Source organism: Paenibacillus sanfengchensis (genome assembly GCF_036864765.1).
GTDB classification, from domain to species: Bacteria; Bacillota; Bacilli; order Paenibacillales; family Paenibacillaceae; genus Fontibacillus; species Fontibacillus sanfengchensis.
Genome location: NZ_JBAGJC010000001.1, coordinates 52,251 through 64,948 on the forward strand (window position 1 = coordinate 52,251; position 12,698 = coordinate 64,948).

11 protein-coding genes are annotated in these 12,698 nt (G+C 53.5%); 5 read left to right on the plus strand and 6 right to left on the minus strand.

Translation table 11 applies throughout. The features are described 5' to 3' along the window. Positions 1–702 precede the first annotated feature (702 nt). The 3 genes from V4U84_RS00240 to V4U84_RS00250 form a co-directional block, all read right to left on the minus strand. On the minus strand, positions 703–1,587 hold the full coding sequence (locus tag V4U84_RS00240; protein WP_334072787.1) for a radical SAM/SPASM domain-containing protein: 885 nt from the start codon (positions 1,585–1,587) through the stop codon (positions 703–705). A 111-nt stretch (positions 1,588–1,698) separates the two neighbouring features. Beyond that, on the minus strand, positions 1,699–2,118 hold the full coding sequence (gene fosB, locus V4U84_RS00245; protein ID WP_334072788.1) for a metallothiol transferase FosB: 420 nt from the start codon (positions 2,116–2,118) through the stop codon (positions 1,699–1,701). Between the two features lie 67 nt (positions 2,119–2,185). After that, positions 2,186–3,415, minus strand: coding sequence for a DUF4183 domain-containing protein (locus tag V4U84_RS00250; protein ID WP_334076583.1), 1,230 nt, complete (start codon positions 3,413–3,415; stop codon positions 2,186–2,188). A gap of 198 nt (positions 3,416–3,613) precedes the next feature. Here V4U84_RS00250 and V4U84_RS00255 point away from each other — a divergent pair, with 198 nt between their 5' ends. Further along, positions 3,614–4,027, plus strand: coding sequence for a DUF4183 domain-containing protein (locus tag V4U84_RS00255; protein ID WP_334072790.1), 414 nt, complete (start codon positions 3,614–3,616; stop codon positions 4,025–4,027). 66 nt (positions 4,028–4,093) lie between these two features. Here the strand turns inward: V4U84_RS00255 and V4U84_RS00260 are convergent, their stop codons facing one another. Next, positions 4,094–5,419 (minus strand): voltage-gated chloride channel family protein, encoded by a 1,326-nt coding sequence (locus tag V4U84_RS00260; protein ID WP_334072791.1) that lies wholly within the window; start codon positions 5,417–5,419, stop codon positions 4,094–4,096. Positions 5,420–5,580: 161 nt separating this feature from the next. Between V4U84_RS00260 and V4U84_RS00265 the strand changes: the two genes are divergently transcribed. Next, positions 5,581–6,675, plus strand: coding sequence for a hypothetical protein (locus tag V4U84_RS00265; protein ID WP_334076584.1), 1,095 nt, complete (start codon positions 5,581–5,583; stop codon positions 6,673–6,675). Between the two features lie 68 nt (positions 6,676–6,743). On the opposite strand, the gene rpoD is transcribed toward V4U84_RS00265, so the two are convergent. Together rpoD and V4U84_RS00275 are read right to left on the minus strand one after the other, a co-directional pair. Further along, positions 6,744–7,640 carry an RNA polymerase sigma factor RpoD gene (gene rpoD / locus V4U84_RS00270; RefSeq protein WP_334072792.1) on the minus strand — a complete coding sequence of 299 codons (897 nt, stop codon included), beginning with the start codon at positions 7,638–7,640 and terminating at the stop codon, positions 6,744–6,746. 276 nt (positions 7,641–7,916) lie between these two features. Then, positions 7,917–8,072 (minus strand): hypothetical protein, encoded by a 156-nt coding sequence (locus tag V4U84_RS00275; protein ID WP_334072793.1) that lies wholly within the window; start codon positions 8,070–8,072, stop codon positions 7,917–7,919. 399 nt (positions 8,073–8,471) lie between these two features. Between V4U84_RS00275 and V4U84_RS00280 the strand changes: the two genes are divergently transcribed. From V4U84_RS00280 to V4U84_RS00290, 3 genes are all read left to right on the plus strand, one after another. After that, the gene (locus V4U84_RS00280) at positions 8,472–9,377 is read left to right on the plus strand and encodes a hypothetical protein (protein WP_334076585.1); all 906 of its coding nucleotides are present in this window, start codon (positions 8,472–8,474) and stop codon (positions 9,375–9,377) included. Between the two features lie 218 nt (positions 9,378–9,595). Continuing rightward, entirely contained in the window at positions 9,596–11,896 is a 2,301-nt protein-coding gene (locus V4U84_RS00285; protein ID WP_334076586.1) for an Ig-like domain-containing protein, read from the plus strand. Positions 11,897–11,987: 91 nt separating this feature from the next. Further along, positions 11,988–12,683 (plus strand): metal-dependent hydrolase, encoded by a 696-nt coding sequence (locus V4U84_RS00290; RefSeq protein ID WP_416367201.1) that lies wholly within the window; start codon positions 11,988–11,990, stop codon positions 12,681–12,683. The last annotated feature ends 15 nt before the right edge of the window (positions 12,684–12,698 follow it).

Here is a 12,698-nt window from a genome sequence, read left to right on the forward strand (position 1 = left end):
CAAGAATTCCTGCATATCAGTTTTTTTCCTGTTCGGAACAAAAATTTGAAGATTCCTGCAATTCTGCAGGAATTTCCGACGAAACCGGCTCGTTTCTCTAAAATCGCTAGAAATACCTGCAGATTTGCATCTTTTGGAGTTGGAGTTGGTAGTTCGCTAGGCACCTTGATAGCGTGGGCCTAATACGGATTCGGATATCTGTCCGGCTTGAGAATGCGTATTCGGGTACCTCACTCACTCCAAATTATAGTTGAAGTAGCGGATTCTCATTTTCTCCTACTACGATGTCTGACGGGGCACTAGACTTTTCACACTCTTCACCTGCAACTCATTGAATTAAAGGGAATTCTTCCCGTTAATGATGTAGACTCTGACGATGAGGCTTTATATCTACAATTGTGGATGTGGGCAACGTATCTCCGAAACCATTTCATATCCTTACCCAACGCCAATTCTTTAGTTCAACTTATTTTAACGGGAATTTCTCCCGTTAAATTAGCTCATTCAGCCCACTTGGCATATTTTAGCTGTAATTTCTCCAGTTAAATCCGCCGGAAGGGCCGAACAAGGCCATCGCCTCGTTGATTAGCTGGAAGTTTTCCAGCTAAAAGCGAATTTCGGGCGCCACAGCCGAAATTACCGGGAGGTTTTCCCGTTATTTGTCGGCTGCTGCCAGCGGTCTTACTCTTACGGTAATTCCCTTCACTCGGCTCCCCCAAAACGCTTGCGATATCCGCACTTCCGGCATAATTCCTCCACGGCAATTCGCTGGGAAAAGCCGTCATACAAGCGGTTGGCACGCTCGCCTTCGATAATTTCGGAGAACGGGGTATTGTGCACATTCCCCAAATTGATCACGCCCTCCCCGTCCAGACAGCAGGGGATGACCGTACCGTCCACCAGGATTCCCGCCTGATTGCGAAGCGCGTGGCAGAATCCCCGTCCGTCGTCTTCTGGGGCGCTTAAACTCGGCCAATCAAATTCGTGGTCCTGGTTCAAGTAGACGCGTTCGGCCAGTCTGATGCCGCTGCCGGGGGTGACTTTTTCTTCAATGTGAAAGTCCAGTCCAAATTCCCGTTCAATCATCTCCAACGTGGCGCGGTTTCGGCTCCGCTGCAGGTTGGTTTCATTATCCTGCGTCAGATTCCATAACCGGAATGAAACGATAAGATCGGATATGGCCGTAGCCTCCCGTACAAAGGACAAGACGCTTGTAATATACCCTTCCCGGTCCGTGGAGCCTTCATGCCCGTCAAAGCTATGCAGTGAAAAGTTGATCTGCCTAAGGGCAGGCTTGCCCAGCAGTTTATGGGCAGCTTTATGCAGCAGCGTTCCGTTTGTCGTAATATTGACTTTAAACCCTTTTTCATGGCTGATATCCAGCAGTTGATCGATTTTGGGATGCAGCAGCGGCTCCCCTTTGACGTGAAAATAAATATAATCGGTATGAGGCCTGATGTCGTCCAAAATTTTGCGGAAATCCTCAAGCTTGATAAATTGGGCCTGACGCTGTGTCGGCGGACAAAAGCTGCACGCCAAATTGCAAACGCTGGTCGTCTCGATATAGAACTTTTTGAACTTTTTCATGATGGCAATAACCTGCTTCTTTCATAATGGGTGGTAGACTGTTACTTTACTATCTAATTTGAACGTTCAACCTTATATAGTTTAGCTTATTTTTTCCGCTTGTCCCAGCGTCTAATCGAAAAGCTCAATATGCGGCTTGTCCGCTTGGTAATAGGCGAGCCTGTCGGCAAGGGTCCCTGTGTGAAACTCGAACATATGCCCGTCCGGATCCAAAAAATAGACCGACTTGCCATCCCGCTCGTCCCGCGTTCGTCCGGGCAGGACTTCCGCCCCCGCTCTCTGGAGCCGTTCCAACATAACCGCCCAGTCTGCCTCTTTAACGGAAAAAGCGATATGTGTATAAGTGCGCGGGCTTCCGTTCCGTTCTACGTCCTCCTGGTTGAGCGCCAGCCAAAGGCCGTTCAGGTCGAAATAAGCCAGCGACCTCCCCTTCGCGAGAAGCTTAGCCTCAAATACCTGCCGGTAAAACCTGATGGACGCCTCCAAGTCGGAGACGGAAAAGCAAAAATGATTGATGCCCTGAATGCTCATCGTTTACTGTGAATCTCCTTGTCTTCTCCAGGACCGGGAAACCCCCGGCCGCCGGAGTCTGTATCGGTTAACCTGATTTAACAAGCACTTTCAATTCCACGTTCTCTATAATAACAGGAGTCCCTGCGAGTATGATATCCGAACCGAGGTCCAGCGTCAAAGTGGTGGAAGAGATGGTATACAGGCGTTGTTCCTGCAATACGCCATTGATAAATAAATTAGTGTAACTGCTTTCGGATAACCCGGCAAAATCCAAGGCTGTCTTCCCTTCATCATCCGTAAATTGACTGGCTTCGATAGTTACTTGGGATTGAAGATTTTCCTCCGGCAAGTAAAAGTACCTGTAGACGACAGGCACAACGCTGAAATCACTTCCCGGCGAACCGGGCGGTCCGGGTGGTCCCGTTGGACCTTCAGGGCCTTGCGGCCCAGGCGCTCCTTGCGGCCCGGACTGACCCGCGACTCCCGGTGGCCCTTGCGGTCCCGGCAGACCCGCGGCTCCCGTCGGCCCGGCCATTCCCGGTGGCCCTTGCGGTCCCGGCAAACCCGCGGCTCCCGTCGGCCCGGCCATTCCCGGTGGCCCTTGCGGTCCCGGCAAACCCGCGGCTCCCGTCGGCCCGGCCATTCCCGGTGGCCCTTGCGGTCCCGGCAAACCCGCGGCTCCCGTCGGCCCGGCCATTCCCGGTGGCCCTTGCGGTCCCGGCAAACCCGCGGCTCCCGTCGGCCCGGCCATTCCCGGTGGCCCTTGCGGTCCCGGCAAACCCGCGGCTCCCGTCGGCCCGGCCATTCCCGGTGGCCCTTGCGGTCCCGGCAAACCCGCGGCTCCCGTCGGCCCGGCCATTCCCGGTGGCCCTTGCGGTCCCGGCAAACCCGCGGCTCCCGTCGGCCCGGCCATTCCCGGTGGCCCCTGGGGTCCCGGCAGGCCCCCCTCTCCCGTCGGCCCCCCGACTCCCGGCAGGCCTTGCGGTCCTCCCAGGCCTACCCCTCCCACCGACCCCGCGACTCCCGGTGGCCCTTGTGGTCCCGGCAGACCCGCCTCTCCCGTCGGCCCCGCGTTTCCCGGCTGCCCCTCGGACCCTCTGCTCCCCGGAGAACCCGGAACGCCGGGAGGGGCGTAATGGCCGACAGCACCTTGTCCTTCGCCACTGTTCGGCGCTCCCGCCGGACCTCCCAAATTTTTTCGGGATCGTCTGACACGGCATGATCCCGTCTTTTTCGGATTACGCATTTTGGGGCAGCGGCGCCGACGGCGCTTGCGGGGCTGTTTCATCCTGCATCTCGTGCTCTTTCTTAACATGTGGCCACCTCCATATGTGTCTTCTGATGGTTATCATATGCGGGTCACCCGACTACGAATTAGGCGGGGGTACCATACGTTAAGAAAGAAAAGGACTCCTGGCGAGGGGGAACCGCCGTCTCACAGCCAGGAAAGAATCACTAAAATAAAGGGAATCGAATTACCCTTCGATATCCCCCGACAAGGAGGTGAATGACAATGCCTGTAATCAAACCCGTTTTTACGGCCGTAGCAACCGCTCCGGTAGCAACCGGCGGAGCTGTCACCACTACGGTAGCTCCCGAAACCAGCCGATTTTTTGTAACGATCACGGCGGGAATGATTGGAGCCACGGAGACGACCATTCCCGCCGCCAGCTTTGTCGACGATGCGGACGGGGCCGTTACGACACTCCCTGCATTGACGGCCAGCGATTACTTCAATGTGTATATCAACGGCGTCCTTCAGCAATCTTCCCTTTCGACATTGACTACGGCAAGCCTGGTATTGGCAACGACGGATCTGACTCCCGGGGTCCCGGTTCAACTGGAAATCTCCAGCTTTGCCGGCGTAACCTCGGCGATTACGACGCAGCCGACCATCTCAGCCCCTACGATTACCATTATTACTTGAATGGATGACGTCAAAGTACGGTAATAAAAAAGGATCCGGTCTCGATCGGATCCTTTTTTCAAAGCTTTATTTATCTTTTCTGCTTTTCCAGGCGGCCAGGGTAATTCCCTCTGCCAGCGGCCATCGTCCGCTCTTGGGGGTACCGATTTGCTGCGAACTGTAAATCCCGCTGTGTCCGGAGAACGCATAACTGACCATGCATGCGATGAAAAGATAGAGCGCCCCTTCGGAACCGAACAGCTCGATCCCCATAATAAAACAGGCCAGCGGTGTATTTGCGGCCCCGCTAAATACCGCCACAAACCCTAATCCGGCGAGAAATGGAGCATATAAATGCAGCCACCCCGCCAAGGTATGACCCAGGGTCGATCCGATGGCAAACAGCGGAGTTACTTCTCCCCCTTGGTATCCGGTGCCCAAGGTTAACGCAGTAAACAGAAGCTTCCAAAGAAATGCGAGCGGGGATATGCCCTCACCCTCGCTATGGAACGAATCTGAGATCAACGGAATCCCCAGCCCCAGATAGTCGCGGGTACCCAGTACATAAACGAAGCCGATAATCAGCAGACCGCCTAACGCGCTTTTTAACACCGGATTCGGCAGCAGCCGGGTAAACTGGCGCTTTAAAGCGTGGGTAAGCCCGCTAAAACATAAAGCCGCGAGGCCGAAAAGGATCGAAGCCAAGACCACTTTCAGCAGTACCGCTCCAGACAGGGCAGGGACGGGCCCCATTGCGTAGTGCAGGTGATGCACTCCCCAAACTTTTATAGCGACTAGGTCACCCACAAAACTGGCAGCAAAGCAAGGAATTAAGGCACGATGGCTAATCAGCCCGAACACAGCCACCTCCAGCCCAAAAACGGTTCCGGCGAGCGGCGTGCCGAATACCGAGCCGAACCCCCCGCTAATGCCGCACATCAAAAGAATTTTCCGTTCAGTCTCATCAATCCTTATGACGTTCCCGAACCATTCGGCCAGACTTCCGCCCATCTGCACCGCTGTTCCTTCCCTTCCCGCCGATCCGCCGAACAGGTGGGTCCCGAGCGTACCGATCAGCACCAATGGAGCCATGCGCAGCGGAATCCGTTCCGTTCCATTTTGAATACGTTCAAGGATCAAATTATTTCCCTTGCCGCTATTTTCTCCGAATTTCATATACATATGGCTGATCAGCGCGCCGCCCGCCGGGAGCAGATAAAGCAGCCAACCATGCGTCAACCGTTGTCCGGTAACAAAATCCAGACTGAGCAGAAAAAACGCCGATGCGCTCCCCGCCATCACCCCTACGGCGCTTCCAAGCAACAGCCATTTTATAAACGAGCCGGGGTAAGCCGCATATGGAATTTTGTCCGTCACTTTCCTTCCCCAGGCAAGCCATTTGCTGCGGTTCATACAAACGCCCCTTCGTATCCCTCAAAATTAAATTCATAATAGCGCAGTAAACCAGAATAGTTTATCCCAAGCCTTCCGACCCGTCAATAAACTTGCTCCCTTCTTACCTCCACTGCTCTCCAAGCATAGAATAAAGCAACTCCAAAGAAAAGGTGATGCAATTGACCAGCTATCGAAAAGCTTACTTGCTCAAACAGCGTTACGCCGCGCGGATGCTGAAACAGCGTGGTGTACACGGGATCGGCGTCGGTTTTAAAGATCCGACCAAGCCTCGGAAAGGGGCGGCGATTATCGTATATGCGGATGCCGCCACCGCCGCCTCCGCCGGGAGAAAACGGAGAAAATCCAGATCCGCTCCCGCGGTGGTCTTGCCCTCCAAGTTGAAATCGACGGTCCCGGTTCGTATCGTGCGCGCGAGCCGGTTTCGTAAGAACGGCACAGGCGGATTAAAATTTAGGCGGCGCATCCGCCCGGTGATTGCCGGATACAGCGTCGGCTCTCCCAACGTTTCCGGCACGGCGGGACTCATCATCAGCGACATAGGCTGCCCGGGGAGCCGTTATATTCTTAGCAATAATCATGTACTCGTCAATGAGAACACGGACCGTTCCTCCGCAACGCTGCAACCCGGTGGCGCCGATGGCGGAACGGTGCCCCGCGATCAAATCGGCGTAATGGACCGGTTTGTCCGGCTGCGGAAAACCCGCCCCAACTTTCTCGACGCGGCCACTTCGAAACCTTTCCGCCGCAGCCTGCTTCGCCCGGCATACGCCGTCTACGGGCGAGTCCCCGGTCATGTGCGGACCTACAAAATCGGAGACAAATTTAAAAAGGTCGGCCGCACGACCGGAGCCGTCACAGGAACAGTGGAATCGATCCATACGGATATCCGGGTCGATTATGGGGATTACGGAGGGCTCGGAACTATTACCTTCAAAAATCAAAGCGTCATCCGCGGAAAATACCCCGTCTCCTTGGGCGGGGACTCCGGGTCCGTCTGGCTGACAAAGTCCGGGAATCTGGCTGCTGCGGTCAACTTTGCCGGGTCGGATGAGGGACGGTTATCGATAGCTTACCCGGTGGATTGGTTCATGCGGGTGTTTAATACCCGCGTCGCCTCCGCCGGCAAACGCCGGCTCAACGCCCCGGGACGGGGCGGCAAGCATAAATTCATGTGCGTGCAGCCCCTATCCGCGAAGGCCCTCAAATCCCTCCGTCCGCGGAAATGCCGGTTAGGAGGCAAAAAAACAAAATAAAAAAAGGAAAAAGCTTCTCCTGTGGTCTTGTCCGCGGGAGAAGCTTTTTTCCTATCAAAACTTACGGGTTATTCCATAAAATCCTTCAGCCGCTTGCTGCGGCTCGGATGTCTCAGCTTCCGCAGCGCTTTGGCCTCTATCTGGCGGATCCGTTCGCGGGTAACTCCAAACTCTTTACCGACTTCCTCGAGTGTGCGGGTCCGTCCGTCATCCATGCCGAACCGCAGGCGGAGTACATTTTCTTCCCGCTCGGTCAACGTGTCCAGCACTTCCTCAAGCTGTTCCTTCAACAGTTCGTAAGCGGCCGCTTCCGCGGGAGCCGGAGCATCGTGATCCTCGATAAAATCACCCAAATTGGAATCGTTCTCCTCGCCGATCGGCGTTTCCAGCGATACCGGTTCCTGAGCGATTTTCATAATTTCACGCACTTTCTCCGGGGTAAGTTCCATCTCCTTGGCGATTTCCTCCGGTGTCGGCTCCCGGCCGATTTCCTGCAGCAATTGACGGGATACCCGGATCAGTTTATTGATGGTCTCCACCATATGAACCGGAATCCGGATCGTTCTGGCCTGGTCCGCAATGGCCCGCGTGATCGCCTGACGAATCCACCAAGTGGCATAGGTACTGAATTTAAAGCCTTTGGAGTAGTCAAACTTCTCCACAGCTTTAATCAATCCCATATTCCCCTCTTGGATCAAATCCAAAAATACCATGCCCCGGCCAACATAGCGCCGGGCGATGCTGACAACAAGCCGGAGATTCGCCTCGGCGAGACGCCGTTTGGCTTCCTCGTCCCCCTGCTCGATGCGCTGGGCAAGCTGGATTTCCTCATCCGCGGACAAAAGGGGGACACGCCCGATTTCTTTAAGATACATTCGAACCGGATCATCAATTTTGACGCCCGGCGGCAGCGTCAGGTCATCTGTAAAATCAAGTTCATTGCCTTTTGTCAAATCCTCTGTCATGGCTCAGACCCCCACCCTAATAATGGAAAACAGTAACAAATTTTTCTCTAACAACGGCATACGCTATTTGACAAATTAGTGCTATTATGCTATTATATAAGCAATGTTGAATTGATTTGTCTTTGATTTGGCTATCCGTCATTTTATCACATTTAATGTTATTTTACAAGATTATTTTTTATGAATAATAATGTACGCTGGTCCTCCGGGCCAGCGTTTTTTTGTTTAAGCCTTCCTTCGTCTCCCTGTACGGGAGGTCCATTTTACAACGAACTATTACCGAATCAACCCCAACTCCCGGGCCTGTTCCTCTGTCAGAATAAACTGTTCCGTCTCCCAAACCTCATCCTCGGAAGTGATCCCAAAGGCTTTCATCACCTGGTTCCAAATCCCTCTTTCCACCGCTTCGCTTTGGGTGATGATAATTTTCATATTTCATCGCCGCTCCTTTTATGATCCTTTACCTCCATGTATAACCGGCCTGTGCGCCTTTGAAGCTGATTTTTCAGGATGTCGGCATCAACCGGACCACCGACCCACTTTTCCAGACAACCAGACCAAAAACTGGATACCGCTGTTAATATTGCTACTTTTTTAGCAAAAATAATCCTATAGTCCTATGTCAAAATTCGACATTTGCGACGAAAATATGATCATATCCCTTTCTTAAGTCGCAAATCATCCTGTATTACCGGGATTTCCGACCTAATGCGCGGATTAGTTTATTTTGCGGGAGGTAAGGCCTGGAGTTCCATATGTTCTGATCCGTGTCGTCCGCTACTCCTACAAGCAATTACCAACAACCCGAATCTCAAAGGAGTGTACACCTACGTGAAAACTAACACTGCCCCCCGTAAGTCCGCTATGTTGCTTGCCTTCGTTCTTCTTTTTACGCTTTTGTGCGGCCCGTCCGCCCGTGCGGAAACCGGCGCTGCCTCCAAATCGAGAACCACTTGGTTATGGCATACCGCACTTATACAAACAAACTCATCGGAATTGCTTGATTTCGCCAAGTCCCAAGGCGTCGGGATCTTATATTTGCAGGTCAGTACGAAAGTCGATCTGGCTTCCTACCGCAGCTTTATCCGCCAGGCCACGGAAATGGGCATCGAGATTCACGCCTTGAACGGCGCCCCCGACTGGGCCCTGACCACAAGCCGTCCGAAATTGGATGCCTTTATGAAATGGGTTCGTGATTATCAACAAACTGCCGCTCCGCAAGAAAAGCTGACAGGCATCCATGTCGACATTGAACCTTACTTGCTGCCGATTTGGAAAACGGACTACACCACTCTGGTAACCCAGTGGCAGGCCAATGTCGATGCGCTGGTTAAACAGGCTTCGGACTTAGGCCTCCCGCTCTCGGCCGCGCTTCCCTTCTGGCTTGATAATTATAAAGTACCGAACAGTGAGCAAACCTTGAGCTCCTGGATGATCTCAAAGTTTGACTCCGTTACCCTGATGTCCTACCGGGACAATGCCAAGGCGGTTTACGATACGGCCAAAACGGAATTTGCCGAAGGCGAAAGCATGAACAAGACAATCTACACCGGCGTGGAAACGAAACCTTCCCAAGAAGGGAGTCTCATTACTTTTTATGAAGAAGGGATCGACGTTTTGAACGACCAGCTCGTCCAACTGGAGCAATTGGGCAGTTCGCAATCCTCATACGCCGGAATCGCCGTCCATGATCTTGTGGGTTGGATGGATCTTTCCAATCAAGAACTGGCACAATAAGCTAACCCATCCCCGTTCCTAGGGCCGGACCTTCCGGCGGGAGCGGGGTTTATATTATTATCTATGCTTGACAAAAAAAGGACAATTTAAGGATATTGCATCAACAAAAAAAGTACAGCACAATATTACAAAATTAGATGTTGGAGCGTATCCACTATCTTTCATATCCCCCTTAACGCAAACAACCCATGCTGCCGCTCCGGAAAGAGAGGGTTCCTATGCCAAGACGTGAACAGGTTCCACTTCACCGTTTCTCCGGCGTCTTTCGGTTCAGGTGGTTGTCGGCTTTTCTTTTCCTCTGTTTCGTCCCTCTGATCGCGATGCCTGCTCCAAGCGTTTTTGCCGAATCCAGTCTGACTCTTGATTCCCCCTTGGAGGGAGAAGAGGTGTCCCCCGGCATAGTCAGGATTAGCGGACAATATTCCGAAGCCTATGATATCAAGCTACTCGTTAACGGGATCCGGCAAATCCCGACCGTCATGGAAGCGACATATGGTCCGGAAAGCGGCACCTGGTTTGCCGATCTCGACACCTCCAGGTTCGACGGAACGGTCTCCCTGGTTGCCAAAGGTACGCAGACTTCAACCCGTTACGGCGTATCCAGCGTCACCACCTCCGTTTACGTGGATAATCCGCAGGTCAGCGTCCCTCAGGTCCGAATCGTCAGTCCCGAAGACGGATCAAAAATCAAAAGATCCACGAAGTTCCCCGTTAAAATCCGGGTAGACGCCAAGAACGACATCGATCGTGTCGAGGTCCGAATCAACGGCGGTCCCTGGGAATCTGCCGTACAACGTAAAGGGCAGTACGAGTACCTATGGAATACCAAGAAATTCAAGAACGAAACCTTCAGCATTGAAGCCAGGGCAATCGATGAATACGAAAACGAAGGCCGTAGCACGACCGCTTATGTTTACACGGGACAAAAGAATCAAGAACCTATTACGCTCGACCCTCAAGACCGGGCGATGTGGATTTGGGAAAAAGCCGCGTATAATCTCTTTTTGAATCCCGGCTCGAAAAACGCCTTGAAAGCGCTTGCGGACGACACGGATACCTTTGGGTCCGATCCGATCACCACGTTTTACATCGGAGTTTTCACGTATGAGGGGATGGATATTCTTGAGGATGAACCGGAACGGGTCCGGGAATTTGTGAAATGGGCCCATGAGAACGGCTATCAGGTTCATGCCTGTATCGCCGGAGGTACCGTACCTCCCTACTATGGCGCGCTCGCTCCGTTTCATGGCTATGCCATCCGCGAGATGGAGAAGGTGATCAACTATAATCTTTCCTCCGCCCCCGAAGAACGGTTTGACGGGGTGAATGTCGATATCGAGCCTTACATTTTGCCCGAATTCCGTGCGCAAAAACCGGAAGTGCAGCTTCAATACCTGGACATTCTGCAAAAAATGATCGAGCGCAGAGATACGGCCGGGATCGATCTTCCCTTCGGGCCCGCTATTCCCCGCTGGTTCGACAGCAGCGACGTGGCCCAGGATATTACCTGGAACGGGGAGACTAAATGGCTCTCCGAACATGTTCAGGATATGAGCGATTACATCTCGATCATGGATTACCGGGACACCGCGGACGGCAGCGCGGGCATTATCATTCAAGCGCAAGGCGAACTGGATTATGCGGCTTCCATCGGGAAACCCGGTTCGGTCGTAGTCGGCGTGGAAACGCTAGATATCGCCAACAGCGGGGACCCCGAAACGATAACGTTCCGCGAGGAAGGCAGAACGTATATGGAAGCGGAGCTGGATAAGGTCTACGCTGCATTTGCGGATCATCCGGCGTTTGGCGGAATCGCCATGCACCATTACGATTCCATTCGCTGGCTTCCCTCCGAGTGGGGGCCCGGCGGCTTCAAATGGATGATGGATCCCCGCGACGTCTCGCCGCCATCTTCTCTTAACGGAGAACCTGCTGCGACGACGGTCGATTACAGCTCCATCGACTTGAGCTATGGGCGAGCCACCGACGATTCCGATATCGAAGAATATATTATCTATCGCGGCACAGAGCCCGGATTCGTACCGGATGAATCCAACGTCGGGGGCAGGTCCCGCAATCTGTCTTACCGGGATTCCGGACTTCTTCCGGACACCACGTATTACTATAAAGTGGCGGCGGTGGACATCAGCGGCAATATCGGCCCGGTTTCCGCCGAAGTTGCATCCGTCACCGCCTCCACCTATCTGCGCCCGATGATCGTCGGCGATATGAATTTGACGTTTGACGGAACCCGGGCCAAAGTCACTCTCCAGGTTATCGATCTGGAAACCGGCGAGGGCATTCCTGCCGAGGTGCATGGCCGGTTTGTTTATAACGGCGGTAAATATGTGGATCTGAAGACCGATGCCGATGGGGCAGCGACGGCGACATCCGAAGCGCTTCCGCCAGCCTCCGGCATGGTCGGTTTCTGGCCGCAGCGGATCGTGGCCGGCGGATATTATTGGGCCTCCGCCTATGACCGTCCGCGGATCGCGACGGTATCTTGGCCGGAAAACTGACCCATCGTGTAATCCTATATTTTGAGAGTTTGGATCGCTCCGTTTATAATGGAAAAGAGTGTAATCATTTTTCTCAAAGGAGCGATCCATGATGAAATTGACCTATTTCGGCCATTCCTGCGTGCACATCGACACAGGGCAGTACCGGTTGATTATCGATCCTTTCCTGACCGGAAATCCTGCCGCCAAAACCAAGGCTGAGGAGATCGAAGCGGATTACGTGCTGCTCACTCACGGTCACTTCGACCATCTCGGGGATGCCGAGGCCATCGCCAAACGCACCGGAGCTACGATCGTGGGCATCGTGGAGCTGGCAAACTTTTTTGAGGCGAAGGGAGTGACCGCGGTCGGCATGAACCTTGGCGGATCGTTTCAGTTTCCCTTTGGCCGATTGACATTCACACCCGCCCTGCATAGTTCCTCCGTAGTGATAAACGAGACGAACGTTTACCTTGGCGTTGCGGCGGGCATCGTGCTTGACCTGAACGGCTTTATCATTTATCACGCGGGAGACACCGCTTTGTTCAGCGACATGAAGCTGATCAGGATGCGCCGTTCGATCAATCTCGCTTTTCTCCCGATCGGCGACTACTTCACCATGGGGCCGGAAGAAGCGCTCATTGCGGCCGAATGGCTGGAGCCCAAGCACGTCGTCCCCGTTCATTACAACACGTTCGGCTTGATCGCCCAAGACGGAGAACAGTTTGTGAGCCGCCTCGGCATGCTCAATATTGAGGGTCACGCTCTAAAGCCGGGCGAGAGCCTCGATACAGGCTCCTTGAAATAACATCACATGTAAAAA